The organism is Enterobacter cloacae complex sp. GF14B (assembly GCF_004136805.1).
Classification (GTDB): Bacteria; Pseudomonadota; Gammaproteobacteria; order Enterobacterales; family Enterobacteriaceae; genus Enterobacter; species Enterobacter hormaechei_C.
The window spans coordinates 1-24,517 of sequence record NZ_QFRV01000035.1; the positions used below are offsets into that span (position 1 = coordinate 1).

The following is a 24,517-nucleotide window of genomic DNA, read 5'->3' on the forward strand; positions in this document are numbered from 1 at the left end:
AGCGACTGCGCCGCACGTATGCGTACCTGCTGCGCACTCTTTACGCCAGCCAGGGCCGACATCGCGACCGGCGCAAAAATCGCCAGGTATATCAGTAAGATCTTTGACGTCTCCCCGATGCCAAACCAGATCACCATCAGGGGCAAGTAAGCCAGCGGCGGGACGGGACGGTAAAGCTCTATCAGCGGGTCGAGAATGCCGCGTACCGTCGGGCTCAGTCCCATCGCGATCCCCACCGGAACGCCAATAATGACCGCCGCCAGCAGCGCCACCAGAATACGCGTCAGACTGGCGCCTAAATGCTGCCAGAGAGTGGCATCCATAAAGCCCTGCGGCCCGGCGATAGTAATCAGTTTTTCCAGAACCTGGCCTGGCGGGGGCAGAAACAGCGGGCTTACCCACTGCTGCGCGGCAACCGCCCACCATACCGCCAGCAACACCACCAGCGTGCTGACGCTTAAAGTGATCTGGCGAGAGAACGGCCAGCGTAAGGCAAGGCGCGTCCGCCGCGTTTTTTCACTGAAAACAATGCTCATGAGAACGCCTCCCGTTGCTCAAACACGCGGCTTAAGACGTATTCACGCTGTTCAATAAACAGCGGATCGGATTTGATGCTGCGTACTGGCTCTCCCGCCACATAGCGCCGGGCAAACTCAAGCGGCAGGCGCTCCAGCACGCGTCCCGGCCCCGGTGAGAGCAGCACCAGCTCCGTCGCCATAAACACGGCCTCTTCGATATCGTGGGTGATTAACAGCACCTGCTTGCCGGTTTCGTGCCACAGGCGCAGCAGCAGGGTTTGCATCTGCTCGCGGGTGAAGGCATCCAGCGCCCCGAAAGGTTCGTCCAGCAACAGCAGCTGTGGGTTAGCCGCCAGCGCACGGGCGATCCCGACGCGCTGACGCTGCCCGCCTGAAAGCTGCCAGATAAAGCGTTTTTCAGCCCCCTCCAGCCCGACCTTTTTCAGCATATCGCGCGCCGTATTCAGGCGCTGTTCACGTGCTACACCGGCCAGTTGCAGACCAAACGCAACGTTTTCCTGAACGTTTCGCCACGGGAGTAACCCTTCGTTCTGGAAAACCACGCCGCGCTCTGCGCCCGGCCCCGTGACCCGTTTCCCTTCCAGTTGGATCGAGCCGTGCTGATACGGTACAAACCCGGCGATCAGGTTCAGCAGCGTCGTTTTCCCGCAGCCGGACGGTCCCAGCACCACCAGCAGTTCACCGCTGTCCAGCGTCAGGTTGATCGCTTCCAGGGCGGGTTTGCCGCCGTAATCGGCAGACAGGTTTGTAATGTTCAGCATTGCAGCCCCCTTATTTCACAAAGCGATCGGTCACGAACTGGCTGTAATCCGCCGCCACCGCAGGCACTTTGCCCTGCTCTTTCAGGAACGTCGCAGTGTCAACAATCGCTTTGCTTACCGGCCCGTTCAGCTGCTGGACCTGCTGAGCAGGCGTCAGATAGGTGTTGCCTTTTACCAGCCCCGGCACGTCAGCTTCCGGCACGCCGCTCAGACGTGAGAGTTTCTCCAGGTTGGTGGGCTGTTTCAGCCATTCATCCGGGTTGCTGATGTATGGCTGCTGTGCGTCGATGGCGCTTTTGGCGAAGGCTTTCACCACTTCAGGGTGTTTCTCGGCAAAGTCCTTACGTACCACCCAGACATCAAGGGTTGGCGCGCCCCACTGCCCCACTTTTTCGGAGTCGGTCAGCACGGTGCCCTCTTTTTCCAGTTCGTTGACGGCGGGCGCCCAGACGTATGCTCCGTCGATGTCGCCACGCTGCCAGGCGGCAATAATGGCCGGAGGTTGCAGGTTGATGATCTGCACCTGGCCGGGCTTAATGCCCCAGTGTTTCAGCGCTGCCAGCAGGCTGTAATGCGTGGTGGAGATAAACGGCACCGCGATGCGTTTGCCGATCAAATCTTCGGGTTTCGTGATGCTTTTCTTCACCACCAGCGCTTCGGAATTTCCGAGCTGCGACGCCAGCAGGAAAACTTCAATCGGCACCTGCTGGCTGGCGGCCACCGCCAGCGGGCTGGAGCCAATATTACCGATCTGCACATCGCCGGAGGCCAGGGCGCGTACCACGCTGGCGCCGCTGTCGAACTTGCGCCAGTCGACGTTCGCCCCGCTCGCTTTGGCGAAGGTGTTATCCGCCTGCGCGACTTTCGCCGGCTCAGCGGAAGTCTGATACGCGACGGTGACGTCCACCGCCTGCGCCTGAAATGCCCACAGCGCCAGTGCGCCGAGAAGTGTGATCCGCGATGAAATTGCCATAATGTCTGCTCCCTTGTTGTTATGAGAGCAGTATTTCCGGCGCGAGAATTTTGATAAAGGAATAAAAAAGAATCGCTAATGACGATTCGTTTTTAGAAAAAAAGCGGGAAAGGATAGTGAATTTTGTGCGGTTGTTTCGCCGGGTAAGGCGCAGCCGCCACCCGGCAAAGACCTCAGCGCTGAACCGTCAGCGCAGCAATATCTTTCGGCGTGGTCCGGCAACATCCCCCGATTAATTTAGCGCCAGCCGCCAGCCACTGCGGTAAATACCCCGCCAGCGTCTCGCACGCTTCACCGTGGTGATGCCAGGTTTTGCTCACCGCATCATAATGCTCGCCGGAGTTCGGATAGACCACCAGCGGCAGCGATGTCAGGCTGTGCAGATGCGTCAGCGCCGAGGTGGTGTTTTCCAGCGCGATACAGTTGATCCCCAGCGCGACAACCTGCGGGTAGTTTTCCAGCGCAGAAACGACATCCCGCAGCGGCGTTCCGTCACTCAGGTGCTCGCTGTCACGCAGGGTAAATGAGAACCATGCCCGGGCGCGGGGATACGCCGTCAGCAACGCCGCCAGCGCCTTAATCTCAGTGAACGAAGGCAGCGTTTCACAGGCCAGCAAATCCGCGCCCGCATCCAATAGCGCCTCTACACGCGGGCGGTGGAAGGCGGTGAATTCTTCAGCGCTACGCACGTAATCGCCGCGATACTCGGAACCATCGGCCAGATACGCGCCGTAAGGGCCCACAGATCCCGCCACCAGCAGCGTGCCTGCATTTGCGTTCTCAGCCAGGTACACTTCCCGCGCTTTGCGTGCCAGCTCTACGCTTTTGCCAATCAACGCCCGGGATTGCGACTCGTCCAGCCCGCGAGCGGCAAAGCCCGCGGGTGTCGCCTGATAGCTGGCGGTGATCGCCACCTGTGCCCCCGCGCGGTAGTAGTCGAGGTGTACGTCACGGATCAGCTCCGGGTTTTCCATCAGCACTTTAGCCGACCAGAGGCTGTCGGCAAGGTTACAACCGCGCGCTTCCAGCTCCGTTGCCATTGCCCCATCCAGCACGACAAACGGCTGGTTTTCAAGGAGGGCGGTAAGCGGATTATTCTGCGACATGTTCAGGCTCCTGCGTGGTCAGGTTTCGGGTCAGGTAGTACGCACCATAACACAGGGCGACAAACGGAAGCCCGCAATAAAGGGCAATACGCTGGCTGGGGTCAAACCACAGGCCGACGCAGGCCACCAGGCAGAGGATAAAGCCAAGCACGGGCACCAGCGGATACCATGGCGCGCGATACTGCAACGCCGAAAGCGGTTGCCCGGACTGCACGTGACGGCGACGAAACACAAAGTGCGACGCGCAGATGCTGATCCACACTGCCACCACCGCAAAACCGGAAATGGCTGACAGCGCCACAAACACCGTATCCGGCGCGACCACGCTGGAGAACAGCGCCAGCACGCCGCCCAGCATGGAAACGGAGAGCGCCGTCAGCGGCACGCCGTTTTTGTTGACGCGGGCAAAGCAGCGCGGCAGCGTTTTCTCGTTAGACAGAGACCACAGCATACGGCCAGAGGCGTACAGGCCCGAGTTCGCCGCCGAGAGGATCGCCGTCAGGATCACGAAGTTAAAGATATCCGCCGCATACGGAATGCCGACCTTTTCAAACACCAGCACAAACGGACTTTTCTCCACGCCAGCCTGCTGCATGGGGATCAGCGCCGCCAGCACAAACACGGTGCCAATAAAGAAGATGATGAGCCGGGCGATGGTGGTGCGAATAGCAACCGGAATAACCTTGTGTGGGTTTTCCGTTTCCCCTGCCGCGATGCCGATAAGCTCTGTACCTGAGAAGGCAAAGTTGACCGCCACCATGGTCATCAGGATCGGCAGACCGCCGTGCGGGAACCAGCCTTCGGCAGTAATGTTGCTCAAGCCCGGCGCCGGTGAACCATCCTGCATCGGGATAAAACCGAAGATCGCCGCTCCGCCGAGAATAATGAAGGCGATGATGGTGATGACTTTCACCAGCGAGAACCAGAATTCCCCTTCGGCGAAGAAACGCGTGGAAATCACATTAAGAGCAAAAATCACCACGCAAAAGACGACGCACCACGTCCAGACGGGAACCTGCGGGAACCAGTACTGCATACAGAACCCGGCTGCGGTAAAGCTCGATCCCAGCGCCACTGTCCACGTAAGCCAGTACAGCCACGCCACGGTATACCCTGTCGCCGGGCCGAGATAACGAGCGGCGTAGACGTGGAACGCCCCGGTTTCCGGCATCGCCACGGAGAGCTCGCCCAGACACTGCATAACCAGCCAGACCACCAGCGCACCGATAAGATACGCCAGCAGCGTGCCCGCCGCGCCAGTTGTCGAAATGATGTATCCGGTATTGAAGAATAACCCTGTGCCGATAACGCCACCCAGCGAGAGCATAATCAGGTGGCGGGTTTTCATGGTGCGCTTAAGCTGCCCGTTTTGTTGTTCTGTTTGCATATTACCTTCTAAACGTATGGACATCTAAACATCCAAAGAAGGGTGTTATACCGCGATTGTTAACAAAAAGCCACCCGGCACGACTTCGGCGCAATTATTGGTAAATCCTTAAATCAGTTCTATAGTCGACACAGTTTCTTCTTCACCAGGACTCACTATGCGATTTAACGGACTGACCAAAGGTTTCTTTATTCTCATCCTGGCCCTTGTAACCTGGGCTTTCTTTGACGTGCTGTCACCCTATTTCTCGGCGATTCTGTGGGCCGCGATCCTGACCATCATTTTCAACCCGGTGAAAAACAAACTGCGTACCGCGCTGGGCGATCGCAACGGGCTGGCTTCCCTCCTCACACTCGGCATTATCTGCCTGATCGTGTTTATTCCGTTGATGGTGATCCTTTCCTCGCTCGCGGTGGAACTGAACATGGTTTACACCAAGCTGCAACAGAACAACACGCAGTTCCCGGAAGTCATCGCCGGTATCTTCAACCGCCTGCCGGACTGGGCCAGCGGCTTCCTGGCGGATCACAACCTGACCAACGCCGCGCAGATCCAGAAAAAGCTTTCCGATGTCGCGTTACAGGGCGGACAGTATCTGGCGGGTAGCGCGTTCCTGATTGGTAAAGGGACGTTCGGCTTTGCTATTAGCTTCGGCATTATGCTGTACCTGCTGTTTTTCCTGCTCAAAGACGGGCCCTATCTGGTGCGCCAGATCCTCGACTCGCTGCCGCTGTCTGACTTCGTCAAACAGCACCTGTTCGCGAAGTTTGTCGGCGTCTCGCGAGCTACGGTAAAAGGTACGGCGGTCGTGGCGGTGGTTCAGGGTACGCTTGGCGGTATCGCCTTTGCCATCGTCGGTATTGACGGTAGCGTACTGTGGGGAGCGCTGATGGCGTTCCTCTCCCTGGTGCCCGCCGTCGGCTCGGCTATCGTCTGGGTTCCCGCCGCCATCTTCCTGTTTGCCACTCACCAGCTGTGGCAGGGTCTGTTCATTGTGGGCTTCTTTGTCATTATCGTCGGGCTGGTGGACAACCTTTTACGTCCGCTGCTGGTGGGCAAAGACACCAAAATGCCGGACTACCTGATACTGATCACCACGCTCGGCGGTATGGAGCTGTACGGCATTAACGGCTTTGTGATTGGGCCGCTGATTGCCGCCCTGTTTATCGCCTGCTGGAACCTCTTCTCCGGCCGCGACCACGCAGGCAACGCCGAGGAGCTGGACGCAGATTTTATCGAAGAAGGAAAAAATCCTCCGGACCTATAACTAAACGCGTTTTGACAGGCGGCCCGGTGCCGCCTTTTTTTTCGCGATAAATCAGGGGTTTTCTATAATCTTTAATGAACGCTCTTCCACATTTGTCGTAGAAGGATCCAACAGGTGCGAATCGCCACGATCACAAACTGGGCTTATGGTGTCACGGTGTGCCTGACCATTGCCTCCGGTATCGTCATGCTGATGGCTTCCCATGCCGACAACGTAGAACGTCAGGCTGTTAAGCAACGACAAATTTTTGACCAGCTTACGGAAGAGATTGAAGCAGAAACCTGGATGCTCTCCGACTTAGCGCGCCTTTACGCCATCAAAAAAGAGCCCGATGTGCTGAAAACGTACCAGGCGAAAGAAGGCGAACTGAAGAATATCGAGCGCAAGCTGGGCCAGTTAAAAGATACGGGCGCAACGGGCGAAGAGCTGGCGCTGCTGTACGAAGGGCTGAAGATTGTCGATGACCTACAGGATGAACAGCAGGCAGCAATTGCCAGCGTCGCCCGGGGTGAGGAACAACAGGCCATTGCGTTACTCTTCGGCAAAATCTACGAACTTGAAATGGAACGCGCCCAAAGCAAGATTGACCATTTTCGTGTGCTTCTGGATAAGCGCATTATCGCCGATGTCCAGGCAGCGACCAACACGTCAAAAACCCTGCGTACCGCCTCTGAAATGATGGTCGGTCTGACCGCCCTGCTCTTCTTATTCGTGATGGGTTTTATTCTCAAGCACCGCGTGCTGCGCCCGGTGGTGCGCCTCAGTGATGTGGTTCACCGGCTGGCCTCACAGGATTACGCCGTCGAAACGCCAAATTTCAACCAGGTCGATGAGATAGGCGATATGGCGCAGGCCATTCGCATTTTCCGCGAGAACGGGCTGGCAAGGCAGCGGCTTGAAAAAGAACGCGACGCAGACTGGGCCATCCGCGAGCTGCTCGCGCGAATGACCCAGCGCTTGCAGGGCTGCGAGAACGTTAGCGACGTGATTGAGGTGGCAGAGCTGTTTGCTCCCAACATTGCGCCGGGTGTCGCCGGGCGTCTGTATATTCTGGATCGAAACCCGTGGGAGATGCGCTGTGCGGCGGAATGGTTATCTCCCCAGGGAGAAAAAAATGCTTTCCACCCCGATCAATGCTGGGCCATACGCCGTGGTCAGAGCCACCCACCGGTCAACGGCGAGCCGGATATCGGTTGCCAGCATCTGCCTGAATCACAAAAAGACAGTTCATTCTGCGTGCCGCTCATTGCGCAGGGGGAAGCCATTGGTTTGCTGTCGTTTCAGAACATCACGCCTGAAACGGCACCGTCCCGCGCCTATCTCGAATTAATGGCGGAAGCCCTGGGTCTGGCGCTGGCCAACCAGCGTCTGCGCGATGCCCTGCTGGAAAAAGCGCTATTCGACCCGCTCACCGGCTTGCGTAACCGCCACCACCTTGAAGATACCCTGCGCACTCAGATAGCTCAGGCGATGCGCAATGATGAACCGGTGAGCTGCATGATGATCGACATCGATCACTTTAAAAGCATTAACGATCGCTTCGGCCATGAGGCTGGCGATCATGTGATTAAGAGCGTGGCGACAATTGTTCAGCGTGCCGTGCACGATGCCGGCCTGGCCTTCCGCTTTGGTGGTGAAGAGTTTCTGGTGCTACTTACGGGTGCGGATGAGGACGCGGCTCACGCCTGCGCAACGGAGATTTATAACGGCGTCCATACGCTGTCGCTACGTTATGGGCTTGCTGAGATTGGCCCGGTAGATGTGTCGATCGGGATCGCCAGTTACCCGCAGCACGCCCAAAGCGACGACCTGCTGCGCGCGGCAGACGTGGCGCTCTACCGGGCGAAAGAGCTGGGGCGCTCGCGGATCGTCAGTTTCAGTATGCTGGAGGCGGGTTAAGCGAAACTCAGTGCCAACGACGTCAGAGGTACGCGCACTCTCTTATTCCCTCACATTGAGGGTGCGTTATCATTCTTTGTACAAATAAATTCATCTTAACGATGCCACCATTGATAAAAAAATGGGGGTGCGTAAATATATCAATAAATCAAAGCGATCATTTTTTAAACTCGGGTGGTTTATTACACTAAGTTTTTATGTTTTAAAAAACGTAAGCTTCAGCCAGCGGTCTGCAATCACGGGGAAAAATACAGCTATCATTTTGATTTTTATGATTTTAATGATTTTAATCAAGTAGCGTTTGCAAAAAGGCGTGGCGTTCAACAAAATAGACAAACTTATAGGATAAATAACTTATAATTCTTATACTTCTGTTAAAAAGAGGAGGCCAATATGCGAATAATCCTAATGCTGTGCTGCTTTTTGGTACAAAGTTTAAGCTGGGCTGGCGAACTGCCAAAGCCTGTGGGCAAACCCATCTTAACCATTAGCGGTAATATAGAAAATACGAACGAAAATGGAAATGCCGTTTTTGATATTGCCAGCCTTGAAAAACTGGGCATGGTGAGTTTCCAGACGACCTCTCCCTGGTATAATGGCCGCACGAAGTTTGAGGGTATACCGATGCGCAAACTCATGGAGTATGTGGGTGCAAAGGGTTCTGTCCTGAATGTGATTGCACTCAATGATTACACTACCGTCATCCCTCTCAGCGACTTCCAGAAATACAACGCCATCCTGGCTTTAAAGGTCAATGGCGAATATATGCGCATCCGCGATAAAGGTCCGTCATTCATCGTCTACCCTTATGACAGTCTTCCTGAACTCAATAATCAGATTTATTACTCGCGATCGGCATGGCAGGTCAGCAAAATGAAGATTGAATAGTAGTTCAGGAGAACATAATGAACAGGATACTGGTTGGTATCATTTTTTCTCTTTTTATCACTACGGGATATATAGCATTTCTTGTTTACGATCGTCAGCAAGAGTTGCAAAAATTGACTCACTACACTGAGTCCTGGTCTGTAGCCCAACTGGTATCTGAATATTACCGATTTGAATCATGGATTGGACTGTACGCAACCGAGACTGATGACGTTACGGTAGACCAGGTTCGCATGCGCCTGGAAATCATGCTGAGCCAGAATGATTTATTGAAAGAGGGCGGCCTGGGTCGTTATATAAACAGCGAAAAAGCGCATCAGGCGCTCGCCTTACGCCTGGAAAATATACTGAACTATCTGGATGGTCATCTTGAGAAAATGAGCCGTTCAGAGTTAAAGCTCTATCTGAAAAATATGCATTCACTGGATGCCCCGCTAAGCCAGCTTTCATCCACGGCTTTAACAAAAGATGTTAATACAATCAATGAAACCAACCTTAAAATACAGGTTCTGTATTATATTTATTCGGCACTTTCGCTGTTGCTGGTTATTTTAAGCTTCATACTGGGCTTTTTGATTATCTATCAAAATAAAAATATCCTGAAAGCCCATATGCAGGTGAAAACGCTGGCTGAAGAACTTCAGCTATCCAAAGAAACCCTGCAAATCCAGAATACAAAACTGGAATACGATGTTTATCATGACTCCCTTACCGGCATGAAAAACCGTCTTTTCTTTTGGGATGATCTCAATAAACTTAATCTACAGGCTGAGAAAAAACATATTTCGGTCACGGTGATGTTATTCGATTTAGACCGGTTCAAAGAGGTGAATGATACCTACGGTCATGATACCGGGGATTTACTGTTACGTGAGGTATCCACGCGCCTTAATGCTTTGGGCCGCTTTTCAGAGACATTTTATCGTTTGGGCGGCGACGAATTTGCGTTTCTCTCCAGTGGCTTAACCGAAACCGCAGCCGTCTCACGCGCGCGAGAAATCAGTGATAGCATCAGCAAGCCCTATACAATCAATAATCAACTCATAAAAATAGCCACCTGTGTAGGTATTGTTTTATCGGATAACGAACGACGTTCAGATTACCTTTATAAATTTGCCGATCTGGCGCTCTATGAAGCCAAGAAAGAAGGTTCTCAGCAAATCAAAGTCTTCCGCCAGCGAATGCTACAGAAGTTGCAGGAAAGCAGAACCCTTGAAAATGATATGGCAAGAGCAATAGAGAATGATGAATTTGTTGTTTATTACCAGCCTATTGTGAATTCCGTCAGCAAGGAAATTTACGGCTATGAAGCGCTGATTCGCTGGATGCATCCTGTAAAGGGAGTGCTCTCCCCAGATAGCTTTATTTTCGCCGCTGAAAAAACAGGCATGATCAACGAGATAGGTAAAACCGTACTTAAACTGGCCTGTAGGGAAGCGGTCTCCTGGACTGTTCCGGCCAGGATCTCCGTCAACGTCTCGCCTGTTCAATTGGGCAGCAAATCATTTATTAATACGGTGCAGTCCGTTCTGGCTGAAACCGGGCTCCCGGCTAACCGTCTTGAGTTAGAGGTCACGGAGTCATCCCTCTTCAGTGACAGAAATAACCCCATTGCGATTCTGAAAAAACTCCGCGCACTGGGCGTAAGAATCTCCATTGATGATTTTGGCACGGGCTATTCGTCGCTCTCCAGACTCAGCGAACTGAATTTTGATAAAATCAAGATCGATAAATCTTTTGTCAATCCGATATCTACGCAGGAAGATGCGCTTAATATTGTGAAGCTGATTACCGGTATGGCTAAAAGCCTTAATATGGGCGTCATAGCTGAGGGCGTTGAGACCGAAGAGCAGCTTGAGCGGCTTCAGGCTCTGGGTTGCGAGCTTGTGCAGGGATATCTTTTCAGCAAACCACAGCCTCAGGTCGACAGCAAAATTAAGAGCGGCCAGGAATGATCCCCTCTCCTCAGCCCGATACCAACCGGGATCACATTTTTCACCCCTGGGTATTCACTGACAATAACCAGGTGTTATCATTCACCCCGTAAATACCTATCAACTCAAACCGAGGCTTTGATGCTGGAGAATGTAATCATCCGATAATCAGCTTCCCGACCTTTCCAGGCCGGACTGATTATCAATGCGCCGAAATCGTATGCGGACACCGCTGTGTGTTTGCACGTTTTGCACATGATGATTAAACAGGTTTTCCAGTATGAATTTATCCCGTCAGGAACAACGTACCTTACACGTTCTCGCCAAAGGTGGCCGTATTGTGCACGTCCGCGATACCTCCGGCCGCGTCACCGCCGTTGAATGCTATAGCCGCGAAGGGCTACTGCTGGCTGACTGCACGCTCGCCGTTTTCAAAAAGCTCAAAACCAAAAAGCTGATCAAATCCGTTAACGGTCAGCCCTACCGCATTAACACCACCGGGCTGAACAACGTTCGCGCTCAGCCTGATAATCGTTAAGGAGAGGATGATGGATATCCCACGTATTTTTACTGTTAGCGAAAGCGAACACCGCATTCATAACCCCTTTACACCAGAGAAGTACGCGACGCTGGGCCGCGTGTTACGCATGAAGCCAGGCACTCGCATTCTCGATCTCGGCAGCGGCTCGGGAGAGATGCTTTGTACCTGGGCTAGGGATCACGCCATTACCGGTATCGGTATCGATATGAGCCCGCTCTTCACCGCGCAGGCCACGCGGCGCGCAGAGGAACTCGGCGTCAGCGAACGCGTCCATTTCATTCATAACGACGCGGCCGGCTACGTCGCGAATGAAAAATGTGACGTGGCGGCCTGCGTTGGCGCAACCTGGATTGCGGGGGGCGTAGCCGGGACGATGGATCTGCTGGCAAAAAGCCTCAAGCCTGGGAGAATAATGCTCATCGGCGAACCGTACTGGCGTCAGGTACCCGCGACGGCAGAGATAGCTCAGGCCTGCGGCATCTCGTCGATTGCAGACTTTCTCACTCTGCCCGGTCTGGTTGCGTCTTTCGATCAACAGGGCTATGACCTGGTTGAAATGGTGCTGGCTGACCAGGAAGGCTGGGACAGGTACGAAGCCGCAAAATGGATGACCATGCGGCGCTGGCTGGAGGAAAACCCAGACGATGACTTCGCGCAGGAGGTTCGGGCGGAGCTGACGATAGCGCCTGAACGTCATGTGACGTACACGCGGGAGTACTTTGGCTGGGGAGTGTTTGCGTTAATGGCGCGATAACATAACGCTGGCGGTATAGCCTTTAGGGTTATGCCGCAGTTCAACAGACAGGGTTAAGCATTCAGCCAGAAAGTGCAGCATAGATGGGTTGAGTTGTTTGAAGTGGTCAACCAAAACTGGCCACGGCTTTAGAGTTTTTCCAGTATCGGTTTTCCGATTCGTTTGGGGGTAACCCACCGTTATAGTCATGCGGCCTTACCGACCTGTAATACCCGACGATATAGTCTGTGATCGCATGAGCTGCTTCGCTAAAGTTTATATAGCCTGTCACTGGCACCCACTCGTTTTTCAGACTTCTGAAGAAGCGTTCCATCGGGCTGTTATCCCAGCAGTTTCCGCGTCGGCTCATACTTTGCCTGATCCGGTAACGCCACAATAACTGCCGGATCTGCCTGCTTGTGTAGTGGCTACCCTGGTCACTGGGGAACATCACTCCCGCTGGTTTACCTCGGGTTTCCCACGCCATTTCCAGCGCTTTGATGGTTAGCTTGCTGTCCGGTGAGAATGACATTGCCCAGCCTACCGGTTTCCTGGCGAACAAATCGAGAACAATGGCGAGGTAAGCCCAGCGCCTGCCTGTCCAGATATACGTCACATCGCCGCACCACACCTGATTAGGCTCTGTCACTGCGAACTGTCGCTCAAGGTGGTTTGGGATAGCAATGTGTTCATGGCCACCACGTTTATACCGGTGGGTGGGTTGCTGACAACTAACCAGTCCCAGTTCTTTCATGAGTCTGCCGGCAAGCCAGCGTCCCATTCTGAAACCTCTCAGGGTTGCCATAATGGCGATACTCCTCGCGCCAGCAGAGCCATGGCTAATGTTATGCAGCTCCAGAACCTGGCTACGTAATATAGCCCGCTTGCCGTCTGGCTTTTCGGGGCTTTTCACCCAGTATTTGTAGCTGCTGCGTTGAACCCCCGAACACCTGGCAGAGTGTGACCACAGGATACTGCGCTCTGAGTTTTTCGATTAACGAGAACTGTTCAGGGAGTCTGACATCAAAAGCGCGGTAGCCTTTTTTAATATGTCGTTTTCCATTTCAATGCGTTGTAGCTTTTTCTTTAGCTCACGTATTTCAATCTGTTCCGGGGTTATAGGGGAGGCTTTAGGTATTTTACCCTGTCGTTCATCCCGTAACTGCTTTACCCATCGCGTCATGGTAGAAAGCCCCACGTCCATAGCACTGGCCGCAGCTGCAACGGTGTAGTTCTGATCAAGGACCAGTTGAGCGGATTCGCGTTTAAACTCTGCGCTGAAATTTCTTTTTTCATTGGGACACCTGTATTGTTCTGAGATGAGCATATCACCTCTGTTCAGGTGGCCAAATTCAGTAAACCACTTCACACAGCGTTGCGCTGCATGGGGCTATTCTGGTGCTGAGCCTTTCGGTGGTTCAACTTCTGTTTGTTCTCAACCATCCTCAAGCGGATGTATGGAAACAATGGTCACAATGGAATATCAATGTACTGGTGACTTGAAGAAATAAGATTTGGGGGCAGAATGCCCCCTTATTCTTTGGGATAAGAAAATTCAGCAGTGACTAAATACGCCCCTGATTTAGCAGATTGGACGTCATACGCGAAGTTATACCGCTCTCCAGGTGTAAACTTAAATCCGAATACAGGAAGACACTCACCCTTCGGTACATAAACAGGCTTGTCATCAAAAATATTGTGAAGAGAGTCGCTATTATCACTGTTGATTTGGATAGCAGTGATCCGTTCCTGTGGCTCCAGTGGTGACACCACACAAACTTGATTATCTTTGATAAATGCCGTTGTAGATTCACGATCTACCATTCGATCACCAGGCCCAGGGCATCCCGTTAAGAGGAATACAACACCCAGCAACATTTTGTTTTTCATGTTTAACGCCCCTTCCCTGTTACGATTTTCTGGTAAAGCGAAGGGACATCCTGCAATTTGTCTACGCCCCTGTACATCCCCATGCGCCCTGGTCTCTGATAGTAAGACCACTTACTGATCCCATAAACCAGCAGTAACCAGTAATCAGCTAAAATAGAGGCTTGCTGCTCAAGAGAGTAATCAGTGAGCTTTTCTTTATCCAGCCTGTAGGTATATTCAGCAGCCCAGCTAAACGCACCCCGCATTCTCACCCATTGCCCGTGCTGGTGTTGCCACACATGCCCCAATTCATGGATGAAAACATATTTATCTTCAACGAAAACTGAGTTTGCGGAAAAGTCTTCCCTGTACATCTGTTTTCTGTACCACAACTCCCCGTTGGGAGTCATCGCGTAGTTCTGTTTCTAGAGGCCGAACGGTAAATAGCTGTCGCAATGAATCCAGACACGGCTATACACTATCGAATCACCGAACACTCTGCGAGCCATTGCAATCTCGCCTAAGGTCATCCGGCGTAATGTTCCTTCCTCTGCCTGTGCGCTCATAAACTGTCCTCCTTGTATGATTTATATCAGGGTATCCAGAGAGCAGGAAATGCGCAACTAACAGATTTTGGACAATAGAAGCCAATTAGCGGCGTGTTCGGTAGTTTAAAACATGTTGTTAGCCGCTCGCGCCAACTTGATTTCCTCTCGCTCTTCCTGCTTCTTAGCAAGCCAGGCTTTCCCCTCTGGTGTTGCCAGGAATTTACGGGCGTGAATCTTACGGTTGTTGCGCTTAGTGGCTGCTGTATTCGTGGCTTTTGACATGGTATCCCCTCCGCTGAATCTGCCAGCGTTCAACGTACAGTAGAGAGACAGTACAACGAAAGTTACAATGGTGCAGATAATAGATGATCATTACGTGCCGTGTTGGGCACATAAGAAAAGGCGGCGCATAGCGCTACCGCAGGGTGTAATCCCTTCGCAGGGAGGATAAAGCCTTAGCACGTTCTCTTATCAGGTGATCGTTATACTCCGGTGATCGAAACCGTGGCAGAGCCGGATTCTTTCCCGATCAGGTTAGTCTTCCCAACATTACGCCTGTTTATTCTCTGTGACCTTTCACAAGGTGTAGCATCATTGAGCGCCGCACGAAGCGCGGAACGTATCGCTAATGGTTCAAGTGATGTGTTTAGAGAGTCCGGCAACTCTTTCAGCTTCAAGGGATGGCAAAATTTCTAATGCTGTTCGGGCTTGAGCCTGGTAACTACCCGCCAGTACGTTGTACAATCCTTGAGCCGATACAACGCAAAGGCGTTTACCAAGTGTTATCAAGGATGATAATGAAAGATACAATCCTTTAGGCTTTTGACGATAAGTGATTGATTTTCTTAGATGGTGCCGATAATAGGAGTCGAACCTACGACCTTCGCATTACGAATGCGCTGCTCTACCAACTGAGCTATATCGGCCCTGAAAGGCCGGTTACGAGCGTAACCACGGGGCAAAAGAGTAGATCTAACCGGGTGATGCGTCAATGCCCTTTTGAATCAAACGGCTATTTTTGCATCACCCGCGATTATTTACGCACGAATGGTATCATCACCAAAGCCGATCCACTTGTAGGTGGTCAGTGCTTCCAGCCCCATCGGACCACGGGCGTGCAGCTTCTGTGTGCTCACCGCCACCTCCGCGCCCAGACCAAACTGGCCGCCATCGGTAAAGCGCGTCGAGGCATTGACGTAAACCGCAGACGAATCCACTTCATTCACAAACCGATCGGCATTGCGCAGGGTGCGCGTCAGGATCGCGTCAGAATGCTGGGTTCCGTGTTCACGAATGTGCGCAATAGCGTCATCGAGATCCGCAACTACCTTCACGTTCAGATCCAGCGACAAATACTCATCGTCGTACTGCTCCGCGTTAACCGGAACGACCTTCGCCGGACCGTCTTTCAGCAGGGCGAAAGCCTTCTCGTCCGCATGCAGCGTGACGCCACTTTCCGCCATCTGCTTGCTCAGCGCTGGCAGGAAGGTACTGGCGATGCCCTGATGCACCAGCAGCGTTTCTACCGTATTACAGGTGCTTGGACGCTGGGTTTTAGCGTTGACGATAATCTTCAGCGCAGGTTCTACCTCCGCGGTGTCATCCACCACGATATGGCATACGCCAATACCACCGGTGATCACCGGAATGGTAGATTGCTCGCGGCACAGCTTGTGCAGGCCCGCACCGCCGCGTGGGATGAGCATGTCGATGTATTTGTCCATGCGCAGCATCTCGTTAACCAGAGCACGGTCGGGGCTTTCAATCGCCTGCACGGCACCCGCCGGTAAACCACACTCCTCCAGCGCCTGCTGGATGACGTTTACCGTCGCGGCGTTGGTGCGCCAGGTCTCTTTCCCGCCACGCAGGATCGCGGCGTTACCGGTCTTCAGGCACAGGGAGGCGACATCCACCGTCACGTTTGGACGCGCTTCGTAAATCACCCCAATGACGCCAAGCGGCACGCGACGACGTTCAAGGCGTAACCCGCTGTCGAGCACCCCACCGTCAATCACCTGCCCTACCGGGTCGGCGAGGTTGCACACCTGACGGACGTCGTCGGCAATACCTTTCAGACGCGCCGGGGTCAGCGCCAGACGATCGAGCATCGCTTCACTCAAGCCGTTGCGACGCGCTTCCAGCAGATCCTGCTCGTTGGCGAGCAAAATTTCCTGCGACTGAGATTCCAGATAATCAGCGATTTTTTCCAGCACGCGATTTTTCTCGCGGCTGGAAAGGAGCGCCAGTTTATAAGAGGCGGCTTTCGCGGCTGCGCCCATTTGTTCCAGCATGTTCTGGCTCCTTAACGAATAATCATGTCGTCACGATGCACGGCAACCGGGCCATATTCATAGCCCAGGATGGCGTCGATCTGCTGGGAATGGTGACCAGCAATCCGACGCAGCGCGTCGCTGTTATAACGACTTACGCCATGAGCGATGTCGCGACCTTCAATGTTACGGATTCGGATCACTTCACCACGCGAGAAGTTGCCTGTCACGCTTTTAATTCCTTTTGGAAGTAACGAGCTTCCTCTTTCCAGAATAGCGGCGGTCGCGCCTTCATCCACGGTCAGTTCGCCAGCCGGGGGCGCGCCAAAGATCCAGCGTTTGCGGTTTTCCAGCGGGGACGCCTGGGCGTGGAAGCGAGTGCCTACAGAGATGCCTTCCATCACATCACCTATCACGCCCGGACGGCTGCCTGCGGCGATGATGGTGTCGATGCCGGCCCGGCACGCCACGTCCGCGGCCTGGAGCTTGGTGCCCATACCGCCGGTCCCCAGACCAGAAACGCTGTCACCCGCGATGGCGCGCAGCGCATCGTCAATGCCGTGAACGTCTTTGATCAGTTCAGCCTGTGGATTAGAGCGCGGATCAGCGGTAAACAGCCCCTGCTGATCGGTCAGAAGCAGCAGCTTATCAGCCCCTGCCAGGATCGCCGCCAGCGCAGAGAGGTTATCGTTGTCGCCCACTTTGATTTCAGCGGTGGCAACAGCGTCGTTTTCGTTAATGACCGGAACGATATGATTATCCAGCAGCGCACGCAGCGTATCGCGGGCATTCAGGAAACGTTCTCTGTCTTCCATATCCGCACGCGTCAGCAGCATCTGCCCGACGTGAATGCCGTAGATGGAGAACAGTTGTTCCCAGAGCTGTATGAGTCGGCTTTGTCCCACGGCGGCCAGCAGCTGTTTGGAAGCGATCGTCGCGGGGAGTTCGGGGTAGCCCAGGTGTTCACGCCCGGCGGCAATCGCCCCGGATGTCACAATTACAATACGATGCCCTGCGGCATGCAACTGAGCGCACTGACGTACAAGCTCAACGATATGGGCACGATTCAGGCGGCGCGATCCGCCTGTTAACACACTGGTACCGAGTTTTACCACCAGCGTCTGGCTGTCACTCATGATTCTCTGCCGTTCAACAATAAGGGAAAATGATGTCAGTCAGACGTTTTAACAGGTGTCAGCCCCGTTGCCAACTGCCTTAGCGCATGACCCGTCACTTTGTTGCGCGGGATCAGGAAGCGTAGCGGCACATTTTGACAATTTTATTACCGAAAAATTAAAACATACTTTTTTAGACATATTCTTACTTTGTCATAAAACTTTCACCCACGAACGATAAAACCCTTCCTGTTTTTCACGGGGTAATAAGCCGAATCTTATTACTCAGCGAATATTAGCGCGTTTTTATAAAATCAGGATTGAAAATGAAAAAGAGCACTCTGGCATTAGTGGTAATGGGCGTAGTTGCTTCCGCATCTGTTCAGGCAGCAGAAGTTTATAATAAAAACGGGAATAAACTGGACGTGTACGGCAAAGTAAAAGCAATGCACTACATCAGTGATGATGACGCTAAGGATGGTGACCAGACTTATGTTCGTTTCGGCTTTAAGGGTGAAACGCAGATTAACGATCAGCTGACGGGCTACGGACGTTGGGAAGCTGAGTTCGCGGGTAACAAAGCTGAAAGCGACTCTTCTCAAAAAACACGTCTGGCATTTGCCGGGCTGAAACTGAAAGACTTCGGCTCACTGGATTATGGCCGTAACCTGGGCGCGCTGTATGACGTCGCCGCATACACCGATATGTTCCCGGAGTTTGGCGGTGACGGCCTGGCACAGACCGATAACTTCATGACGAAACGCGCCTCCGGTCTGGCCACATACCGTAATACCGATTTCTTTGGCCTGGTTGACGGCCTGAATATGACCCTGCAATACCAGGGCAAAAATGAAAACCGCGACGTGAAGAAGCAAAACGGTGACGGCTTCGGTACCTCACTGAGCTATGACTTCGGCGGCAGCGATTTTTCTGTGATTGGTGCGTATGCCAGCTCCGACCGCACCAACGAGCAAAACCTTCAGGCACGCGGCGAAGGTAAAAAAGCAGAAGGCTGGGCAACCGGTTTGAAATATGATGCCAATGATATTTATCTGGCCACTATCTATTCCGAAACCCGCAATATGGCCCCTATTTCCGGTGGCTTTGCAAATAAAGCGCAAAACTTCGAAGTGGTCGCGCAATATCAGTTTGACTTTGGTCTGCGTCCATCTCTGGGTTACGTGCAGTCTAAAGGCAAAGATATCGAAGGTATCGGCGATGAAGATATCGTGAAATACATCGACGTAGGTGCGACATATTATTTCAACAAAAATATGTCTGCGTTTGTTGATTATAAAATCAACCAGATTGATGACGATAATAAACTGGGCGTAAGCAGCGATGATATCGTTGCGCTGGGCATGACCTACCAGTTCTGATGTTGTGGTAATAAAAAAACCGGCGCTGAGCCGGTTTTTTTGTGCCCGGTGACGCTGTGCTTACCGGGCGTACGGGATAGTACATTTTTCAGACCGGGTAAGGCGTAGCCGCCACCCGGCGCTGGGACATCATCAGGCTCTCAGTTTCACCGCTTCGCTGGAAAAATCGTCCGCAGGCTCCAGCTTCAGATCCAATGTTGCCAGCAGGTCGCGAGCTCTGCCGTGAAATTCTTTTAGCGTATGCTCCAGGCGATCGATCACTTCCTGATCTTTGATGCTCGTCGCCTGCCAGTGCCCGTCTTTATTAAACAGGCCAAACTGATAGGTATAGGTAAAACGGTTTTCCTGTGCTTCCATTTCCATCCACCAGCCCCAGAACTCACGTTTTTCGGGTGCAGGCTTCACGTTGACGCAAACAGCCAGGCAGTCGAAAAAAAAGCGATTCTCTTCACACTGCTCTTCTCGAATATACGGGCCAAGAGCCATGAACTTCTTAATCAGTCTACTTTTCGGGTGTCCACTCGGTAACGTCATTGCGATCTCCTTTTGTGAAGCACTGTTTTACCAAACCAACGAAATTTAGCAAACTATTAACACAATCTCTGCGTGATCCAGCGTGTGATCTCTTTCAGCGCTTTGTCAAAATTCTGGTACACCGGGCTGAAGGGCACCTCCAGCAATTTACCATCAGAAGATGACGACGTGATTAAGCGTGACTCCTCTTCCGGGCTAAACGGATCGTTCTTCCAGAAACCGGACATCATCGGGGTTGGGCAGCGGCGGCCGAGTAAGCCCTGCGTTTTTAATGAATAACGATTAAGTTCAATGCGCAACGCTTCGTCTGAAGCATCATGCATGCCAAGTCGGCTCGCCAGTACGTCCAGATACATCTCAGGAACGCTACCCTGACGCGCAGGATCGCTTAACAGAGCATGCACCACCGGACCAAGACAGGCGACGGCCTTCAGGCGTGAAGATTCAAGGTAGGCAAGCCGTACCGCGACGTTAGCGCCGAAGCGGAAGCCAAACGCGCCAACCCGGGTGTGATCAACCCAGGGGATATTCTCCAGCGCTTTTAATGCATGCTGGTGCAGCAGGCTGGAGTCTTGCGTAAGTTTCCATTTGGATGAAAAACCAATGGAAGGCATATCAAGCGTCAGCATGGCGATTCCGTTTGGGGCAAAGTAGCGCTCATACAGGCTGTAATAGTCAATTTGTAACGAGTCCAGTCCACCGCACATCAGAACCGTCGGGAACGGCCCTTCCCCCTCCGGCATATGCAGGAATCCGGTCACCGGGCTGCCGCCGGGAATGGCGAACTCAATTTCACGCATCCGGCCAGGCAACCGCTGAGCAGCCTCTTCATAAGCCCGGTTTGCCAGCGCCTGCGCCTGCTCTGCCAGTTCGTCGCCTTTAAGATGCGGATATGCAGCGATGCTGTAAAGGTTTGCCGCATGCAGCCAGTGCTTGCCGCTGAGAGTGGCATCTTCTTCCTGGCTCGCTTTTTGCTGCCAGAGCATGGCCTGCTTTGACCATTCGTAGATCCAGTTTCCACCACGGTAGCCCACCACCGTATCGTAGAGATCGCTGTCGGTACGCTCGGACTCGCTCATCACGATACGCGCCTGCACGTCGAGGATTTCACGCGGATCGATGCCGCGCCAGATCCACATCAGGCGGTTAATCATTCGATACCAGTGGGGCACGTTTTTACCGTCTAACGCTGACTGAACGGCAGGCATTGTCCCTGGATTAAACCGACGCACCAGCGTCGACGTTTCAGGGTGCTTGAAACGGGGTTTGAAGAGAGTTTCGGTGAGATTCGCCTGCGTCATTGCGTTGCCTCCATGGATACGTCATATGAAGACCATTGTAACGCGTGGCAGGGTAAAAAGAACAACGCCCGGCATAACCGGGCGTGTAAAGTTACGTACTGAAATTAACGGCCAGAGATAGGCGGTACGAAGACCACGCCCATATCCCATGGCTGTTCAATCCAGGTATCCTGCGGGATATCAATGACGTAATCATCAACCAGTGGGCGACCCGCTGGTTTCGCGAAGATAGTGACGAAGTGCGCTTTTGGATACATTTCGCGGATAGCCACCGCAGTACCGCCGGTATCCACCAGATCGTCGATAACGATAAAGCCTTCACCGTCGCCTTCCGCGCGTTTCAGCACTTTCAGTTCGCGCTGGTTGTCGTGATCGTAGCTGGAGATACATACGGTATCGACATGACGAATACCCAGCTCACGTGCCAGCAGCGCCCCCGGTACCAGACCGCCACGGCTGACGGCAATAATGCCTTTCCACTGTTCGGAAGGCATCAGACGCGCAGCCAGTTTGCGTGCGTGAATCTGCAACATGTCCCAGGTGACGACGTATTTTTCGCTCATGTGAAGTGTCCCAGCCTGTTTATATACGGCTTAAAAAAAATGAGGGTGAACCAGGTTGCGCGAGATTATAGAGATCTGACGCACTAAAAACCAGTGTTACGCGCCATGAGCCTGAGTTTTTACATGCTTAATGCTACCAGCCACGGGAGAAAGTGGTATTCTCAGTTGCATCTCGCAAGCCTGACTTGTGGTAATAATCAACCTGCTAACCCTGTGACCTGCAACATTGTTTTGCAGCGCATCGACAAGGAGACCTATCGTGTCTGAACTGTCTCAATTATCTCCACAGCCGCTGTGGGATATTTTTGCCAAAATCTGCTCCATTCCGCACCCTTCCTATCACGAAGAACAGCTTGCCGAACATATTATGGGCTGGGCAAAGGAAAAAGGTCTGCACGCTGAACGCGACCAGGTTGGCAATATTCTTATCCGCAAACCTGCCACCGCAGGTATGGAAAACCGTAAGCCAGTGGTATTGCAGGCGCACCTGGACATGGTACCGCAGAAAAACAACGACACCGTTCACGACTTCACAAAAGACCCGATTCAGCCGTACATCGACGGCGAGTGGGTGAAGGCGCGCGGCACGACCCTGGGCGCAGATAACGGTATTGGTATGGCTTCCGCGCTGGCCGTGCTGGCTGACGACAGCGTTGAACACGGTCCGCTGGAAGTGCTGCTGACCATGACTGAAGAAGCGGGCATGGATGGCGCGTTCGGTCTCCAGGCAAACTGGCTGCAAGCGGACATTCTGATCAACACCGACTCCGAAGAAGAAGGTGAGATCTACATGGGCTGCGCGGGCGGGATCGATTTCATCTCTACCCTGCCGCTGTCCCGCGAAGCGATCCCTGCTGGATTCGAGACCTTTAAGCTGACGCTGAAAGGGCTGAAAGGCGGTCACTCCGGCGGTGATATTCACCTGGGCCTGGGCAACGCCAACAAACTGCTGGCGCGTTTCCTGGCGGGCCATGCCGCTGAACTGGATCTGCGTCTGGTGGACTTCAACGGCGGTACTCTGCGTAACGCGATCCCTCGCGAAGCCTTCGCTACCTTGGCAGTGCCTGCGTCGAAAGCGGACGAGCTGAAAAACCTCTCCAGCGTGTATCTGGAGATCCTGAAAAACGAACTGTCTGCAAAAGAGAAAAACCTGACGGTGGTGCTGGAGTCCGTTACGACGGATAAAGCCGCGCTGACCGCACAGTCTCGTGACACGTTCGTCCAGCAGCTGAACGCAACGCCAAACGGCGTTATTCGCAACTCTGACGTGGCGAAAGGCGTGGTGGAAACCTCCCTGAACGTGGGCGTGGTGACCATGGGTGACGACAGCGCAGAGATCATCTGCCTGATCCGTTCCCTGATCGACAGCGGTAAAGAGTACGTTGTGAGCATGCTGGAATCTCTGGGTACCCTGGCGGGCGCGAAAACGTCTGCAAAAGGCAGCTACCCGGGCTGGCAGCCGGATGCAAGTTCTCCGGTCATGGCACTGGTGCGTGAAACTTATCAGCGACTGTTCAACAGCACCCCGAACATTCAGGTTATTCACGCGGGTCTGGAGTGTGGTCTGTTCAAGAAACCGTATCCGGATATGGACATGGTCTCCATTGGGCCGACCATCACGGGTCCACACTCCCCGGATGAACAGGTTCATATTGAAAGCGTCGGTCACTACTGGACGCTGCTGACTGAGCTGCTGAAAGCAATCCCTGCGAAGTAATTCGTCGTCTGTTGCCCGGTGGCGCTACGCTTACCGGGCCTACAATTAGCGTAATCTACAGTCCCAACACCAGCTGACGCTCCAGCTGCGGATCCAGCAAGGTGACGTGCAGCCCCACCAGCCTCACCCCTCGCCCGCCCCGCCGTTCTTCCCATGCCTTTTTTGCCGTCGCGATAAGATCCTCTTTGTTGAGGCGTGGCCAGACGTGTTCCTGCGTCGTTTGCTGAAAATCGTTAAATTTCAGTTTGATGCCCTGCCGGGCAATAAGCAGATCCGGTTTGACCTTCAGTAAGCGTCGTTCAAGTTCAGGATAGAGTTGTTCCGTAATAATGGTTTCACATTCGGTCCAGTCATGGATATCTTCACTCAGCGTGCGTTCAACGCCGACCGATTTACGCAGCCGTTCGTTGTTCACATCCCGGTCATCAATGCCCTGACTGCGTTCCCACAGTACGCGGCCAAACTTGCCAAAACGCTTAAGCAGCAGCGCCAGATCGCTGCGCTGAACGTCTTCGCAGGTGCGTAGCCCCATACTTTCCAGCTTCGCGGCGGAGACTTTGCCCACTCCGGGGATTTTGCTGAGCGGCAGCGTCTTTAAAAACGCCGAAACCTCTTCCGGAGTGATAACGTACTGGCCGTTGGGCTTATTTAAATCGGAGGCGATTTTGGCGAGAAATTTGACCGGCGCGACACCCGCCGATGCCGTCAGGTTCAGCTCGTTGAAAATAGTCTGGCGGATCTCCTGCGCCATCAGGGTGGCGGAGCCGTGGCAGTGCACGCTGTGGGTGACATCCAGATAGGCTTCATCCAGCGATAACGGTTCAATCAGTGAGGTGTAGCGGGAAAAGATCTCCCGAATGTGGCTCGATGCTTCTTTATAGGCATCAAAACGTCCGGGCAAAAGAGTGAGATGCGGGCACAGTTTCAGCGCCATCGCTGTCGGCATGGCGCTGCGCACGCCGTATTTGCGAGCAGGATAGTTGGCGGTGCTGATGACACCGCGCTGTACCCGGCTGCCGCCAATGGCAATGGGAATATCCCGCAGCGCCGGGTTGTCACGCATCTCCACTGCGGCAAAAAAGCAGTCCATATCGACGTGGATTATTTTGCGCATAGTAAGCCCTCACTCGTTACTGGATAAGTATACAGTAAACAAATGAGGGTTGAGAAGTGTGCATGGAAATTGTCGGGTG

General features: G+C 53.3%; 22 protein-coding genes, 1 tRNA gene and 2 pseudogenes. 9 read left to right on the forward strand and 16 right to left on the reverse strand.

Annotated elements, in window-relative coordinates; genetic code table 11:
* The 5 genes from DD606_RS13040 to mmuP all read right to left on the reverse strand — a co-directional run.
* Positions 1-536 (reverse strand): ABC transporter permease subunit (locus DD606_RS13040; RefSeq protein WP_129258747.1); only part of this gene is annotated, 536 nt, incomplete at its 3' end.
* Positions 533-1,300 carry a taurine ABC transporter ATP-binding subunit gene (tauB, locus tag DD606_RS13045; protein ID WP_003863171.1) on the reverse strand — a complete coding sequence of 256 codons (768 nt, stop codon included), beginning with the start codon at positions 1,298-1,300 and terminating at the stop codon, positions 533-535. The genes tauB and DD606_RS13040, both read right to left, overlap by 4 nt.
* A gap of 10 nt (positions 1,301-1,310) precedes the next feature.
* Positions 1,311-2,273 (reverse strand): taurine ABC transporter substrate-binding protein, encoded by a 963-nt coding sequence (tauA, locus tag DD606_RS13050; RefSeq protein ID WP_129258749.1) that lies wholly within the window; start codon positions 2,271-2,273, stop codon positions 1,311-1,313.
* A gap of 173 nt (positions 2,274-2,446) precedes the next feature.
* Positions 2,447-3,379 carry a homocysteine S-methyltransferase gene (gene mmuM / locus DD606_RS13055; protein WP_048241325.1) on the reverse strand — a complete coding sequence of 311 codons (933 nt, stop codon included), beginning with the start codon at positions 3,377-3,379 and terminating at the stop codon, positions 2,447-2,449.
* Positions 3,366-4,766, reverse strand: coding sequence for an S-methylmethionine permease (mmuP, locus tag DD606_RS13060; RefSeq protein WP_017383140.1), 1,401 nt, complete (start codon positions 4,764-4,766; stop codon positions 3,366-3,368). The genes mmuM and mmuP overlap by 14 nt, the downstream gene beginning before the upstream one ends.
* A gap of 157 nt (positions 4,767-4,923) precedes the next feature.
* Here mmuP and DD606_RS13065 point away from each other — a divergent pair, with 157 nt between their 5' ends.
* From DD606_RS13065 to DD606_RS13090, 6 genes are all read left to right on the forward strand, one after another.
* Positions 4,924-6,033 carry an AI-2E family transporter gene (locus DD606_RS13065; protein ID WP_003863175.1) on the forward strand — a complete coding sequence of 370 codons (1,110 nt, stop codon included), beginning with the start codon at positions 4,924-4,926 and terminating at the stop codon, positions 6,031-6,033.
* Between the two features lie 114 nt (positions 6,034-6,147).
* Positions 6,148-7,932 carry a diguanylate cyclase gene (locus tag DD606_RS13070; RefSeq protein ID WP_059294403.1) on the forward strand — a complete coding sequence of 595 codons (1,785 nt, stop codon included), beginning with the start codon at positions 6,148-6,150 and terminating at the stop codon, positions 7,930-7,932.
* A gap of 393 nt (positions 7,933-8,325) precedes the next feature.
* Complete coding sequence (locus tag DD606_RS13075) at positions 8,326-8,820, forward strand: molybdopterin-dependent oxidoreductase (RefSeq protein WP_023324209.1); 495 nt, start codon at positions 8,326-8,328, stop codon at positions 8,818-8,820.
* 17 nt (positions 8,821-8,837) lie between these two features.
* Positions 8,838-10,775: a bifunctional diguanylate cyclase/phosphodiesterase gene (locus DD606_RS13080; protein WP_058659178.1), complete on the forward strand. Its 1,938-nt coding sequence runs from the start codon at positions 8,838-8,840 to the stop codon at positions 10,773-10,775.
* Between the two features lie 259 nt (positions 10,776-11,034).
* Entirely contained in the window at positions 11,035-11,292 is a 258-nt protein-coding gene (locus DD606_RS13085; RefSeq protein ID WP_003863178.1) for a YjhX family toxin, read from the forward strand.
* A 10-nt stretch (positions 11,293-11,302) separates the two neighbouring features.
* The gene (locus DD606_RS13090) at positions 11,303-12,049 is read left to right on the forward strand and encodes a cyclopropane-fatty-acyl-phospholipid synthase family protein (RefSeq protein ID WP_032608613.1); all 747 of its coding nucleotides are present in this window, start codon (positions 11,303-11,305) and stop codon (positions 12,047-12,049) included.
* A gap of 106 nt (positions 12,050-12,155) precedes the next feature.
* On the opposite strand, the pseudogene DD606_RS13095 reads toward DD606_RS13090, so the two are convergent.
* Positions 12,156-13,355, reverse strand: a pseudogene (locus tag DD606_RS13095) (IS3 family transposase).
* Here DD606_RS13095 and yecR point away from each other — a divergent pair.
* Positions 13,348-13,539 carry a YecR family lipoprotein gene (gene yecR, locus DD606_RS13100; RefSeq protein WP_071785715.1) on the forward strand — a complete coding sequence of 64 codons (192 nt, stop codon included), beginning with the start codon at positions 13,348-13,350 and terminating at the stop codon, positions 13,537-13,539. The pseudogene DD606_RS13095 and the gene yecR overlap by 8 nt on opposite strands.
* A 22-nt stretch (positions 13,540-13,561) precedes the next feature.
* On the opposite strand, the gene DD606_RS13105 is transcribed toward yecR, so the two are convergent.
* The 6 genes and pseudogenes from DD606_RS13105 to proB all read right to left on the reverse strand — a co-directional run bounded on the left by DD606_RS13105 (position 13,562) and on the right by proB (position 17,851).
* On the reverse strand, positions 13,562-13,918 hold the full coding sequence (locus DD606_RS13105; RefSeq protein ID WP_032608610.1) for a putative T6SS immunity periplasmic lipoprotein: 357 nt from the start codon (positions 13,916-13,918) through the stop codon (positions 13,562-13,564).
* 2 nt (positions 13,919-13,920) lie between these two features.
* Positions 13,921-14,463, reverse strand: a pseudogene (locus DD606_RS13110) (type IV secretion protein Rhs).
* 105 nt (positions 14,464-14,568) lie between these two features.
* Positions 14,569-14,727: a hypothetical protein gene (locus DD606_RS25950; RefSeq protein ID WP_023315491.1), complete on the reverse strand. Its 159-nt coding sequence runs from the start codon at positions 14,725-14,727 to the stop codon at positions 14,569-14,571.
* A 568-nt stretch (positions 14,728-15,295) separates the two neighbouring features.
* Positions 15,296-15,371: transfer RNA gene (locus tag DD606_RS13120), tRNA-Thr, on the reverse strand.
* Positions 15,372-15,482: 111 nt separating this feature from the next.
* Positions 15,483-16,736 carry a glutamate-5-semialdehyde dehydrogenase gene (gene proA / locus DD606_RS13125; protein ID WP_023315480.1) on the reverse strand — a complete coding sequence of 418 codons (1,254 nt, stop codon included), beginning with the start codon at positions 16,734-16,736 and terminating at the stop codon, positions 15,483-15,485.
* A gap of 11 nt (positions 16,737-16,747) precedes the next feature.
* A complete protein-coding gene (proB, locus tag DD606_RS13130) occupies positions 16,748-17,851 on the reverse strand; it encodes a glutamate 5-kinase (protein ID WP_032652660.1) in 1,104 nt (367 codons plus the stop codon).
* 305 nt (positions 17,852-18,156) lie between these two features.
* Between proB and phoE the strand changes: the two genes are divergently transcribed.
* The gene (phoE, locus tag DD606_RS13135; RefSeq protein WP_003863199.1) at positions 18,157-19,209 is read left to right on the forward strand and encodes a phosphoporin PhoE; all 1,053 of its coding nucleotides are present in this window, start codon (positions 18,157-18,159) and stop codon (positions 19,207-19,209) included.
* A gap of 132 nt (positions 19,210-19,341) precedes the next feature.
* Here phoE and crl read toward each other — a convergent pair whose 3' ends face one another.
* From crl to gpt, 3 genes are all read right to left on the reverse strand, one after another.
* Positions 19,342-19,743 carry a sigma factor-binding protein Crl gene (crl, locus tag DD606_RS13140; protein WP_003863201.1) on the reverse strand — a complete coding sequence of 134 codons (402 nt, stop codon included), beginning with the start codon at positions 19,741-19,743 and terminating at the stop codon, positions 19,342-19,344.
* 56 nt (positions 19,744-19,799) lie between these two features.
* Entirely contained in the window at positions 19,800-21,044 is a 1,245-nt protein-coding gene (gene frsA, locus DD606_RS13145) for an esterase FrsA (RefSeq protein WP_023295967.1), read from the reverse strand.
* A gap of 104 nt (positions 21,045-21,148) precedes the next feature.
* Positions 21,149-21,607, reverse strand: a complete 459-nt coding sequence (gene gpt, locus DD606_RS13150; protein WP_003863205.1) for a xanthine phosphoribosyltransferase — start codon at positions 21,605-21,607, stop codon at positions 21,149-21,151.
* A gap of 259 nt (positions 21,608-21,866) precedes the next feature.
* Here gpt and pepD point away from each other — a divergent pair, with 259 nt between their 5' ends.
* Positions 21,867-23,324 carry a cytosol nonspecific dipeptidase gene (gene pepD / locus DD606_RS13155; RefSeq protein ID WP_063855848.1) on the forward strand — a complete coding sequence of 486 codons (1,458 nt, stop codon included), beginning with the start codon at positions 21,867-21,869 and terminating at the stop codon, positions 23,322-23,324.
* Between the two features lie 55 nt (positions 23,325-23,379).
* Here pepD and dinB read toward each other — a convergent pair whose 3' ends face one another.
* Positions 23,380-24,438 (reverse strand): DNA polymerase IV, encoded by a 1,059-nt coding sequence (dinB, locus tag DD606_RS13160; protein ID WP_003863209.1) that lies wholly within the window; start codon positions 24,436-24,438, stop codon positions 23,380-23,382.
* Between the last annotated feature and the right edge of the window lie 79 nt (positions 24,439-24,517).

What these genes read in the sequence shown, in the direction of transcription:
- dinB (WP_003863209.1), bottom strand. Translation starts at nt 24,438, where the DNA reads ATGCGCAAAATAATCCACGTCGATATGGACTGCTTTTTTGCCGCAGTG.
- phoE (WP_003863199.1), top strand. Translation starts at nt 18,157, where the DNA reads ATGAAAAAGAGCACTCTGGCATTAGTGGTAATGGGCGTAGTTGCTTCC.
- crl (WP_003863201.1), bottom strand. Translation starts at nt 19,743, where the DNA reads ATGACGTTACCGAGTGGACACCCGAAAAGTAGACTGATTAAGAAGTTC.
- DD606_RS13065 (WP_003863175.1), top strand. Translation starts at nt 4,924, where the DNA reads ATGCGATTTAACGGACTGACCAAAGGTTTCTTTATTCTCATCCTGGCC.
- gpt (WP_003863205.1), bottom strand. Translation starts at nt 21,607, where the DNA reads ATGAGCGAAAAATACGTCGTCACCTGGGACATGTTGCAGATTCACGCA.
- DD606_RS13105 (WP_032608610.1), bottom strand. Translation starts at nt 13,918, where the DNA reads ATGAAAAACAAAATGTTGCTGGGTGTTGTATTCCTCTTAACGGGATGC.
- proB (WP_032652660.1), bottom strand. Translation starts at nt 17,851, where the DNA reads ATGAGTGACAGCCAGACGCTGGTGGTAAAACTCGGTACCAGTGTGTTA.
- proA (WP_023315480.1), bottom strand. Translation starts at nt 16,736, where the DNA reads ATGCTGGAACAAATGGGCGCAGCCGCGAAAGCCGCCTCTTATAAACTG.
- mmuM (WP_048241325.1), bottom strand. Translation starts at nt 3,379, where the DNA reads ATGTCGCAGAATAATCCGCTTACCGCCCTCCTTGAAAACCAGCCGTTT.
- DD606_RS13085 (WP_003863178.1), top strand. Translation starts at nt 11,035, where the DNA reads ATGAATTTATCCCGTCAGGAACAACGTACCTTACACGTTCTCGCCAAA.
- DD606_RS13080 (WP_058659178.1), top strand. Translation starts at nt 8,838, where the DNA reads ATGAACAGGATACTGGTTGGTATCATTTTTTCTCTTTTTATCACTACG.
- tauB (WP_003863171.1), bottom strand. Translation starts at nt 1,300, where the DNA reads ATGCTGAACATTACAAACCTGTCTGCCGATTACGGCGGCAAACCCGCC.
- DD606_RS25950 (WP_023315491.1), bottom strand. Translation starts at nt 14,727, where the DNA reads ATGTCAAAAGCCACGAATACAGCAGCCACTAAGCGCAACAACCGTAAG.
- DD606_RS13090 (WP_032608613.1), top strand. Translation starts at nt 11,303, where the DNA reads ATGGATATCCCACGTATTTTTACTGTTAGCGAAAGCGAACACCGCATT.
- tauA (WP_129258749.1), bottom strand. Translation starts at nt 2,273, where the DNA reads ATGGCAATTTCATCGCGGATCACACTTCTCGGCGCACTGGCGCTGTGG.
- DD606_RS13075 (WP_023324209.1), top strand. Translation starts at nt 8,326, where the DNA reads ATGCGAATAATCCTAATGCTGTGCTGCTTTTTGGTACAAAGTTTAAGC.
- frsA (WP_023295967.1), bottom strand. Translation starts at nt 21,044, where the DNA reads ATGACGCAGGCGAATCTCACCGAAACTCTCTTCAAACCCCGTTTCAAG.
- yecR (WP_071785715.1), top strand. Translation starts at nt 13,348, where the DNA reads ATGAGCATATCACCTCTGTTCAGGTGGCCAAATTCAGTAAACCACTTC.
- mmuP (WP_017383140.1), bottom strand. Translation starts at nt 4,766, where the DNA reads ATGCAAACAGAACAACAAAACGGGCAGCTTAAGCGCACCATGAAAACC.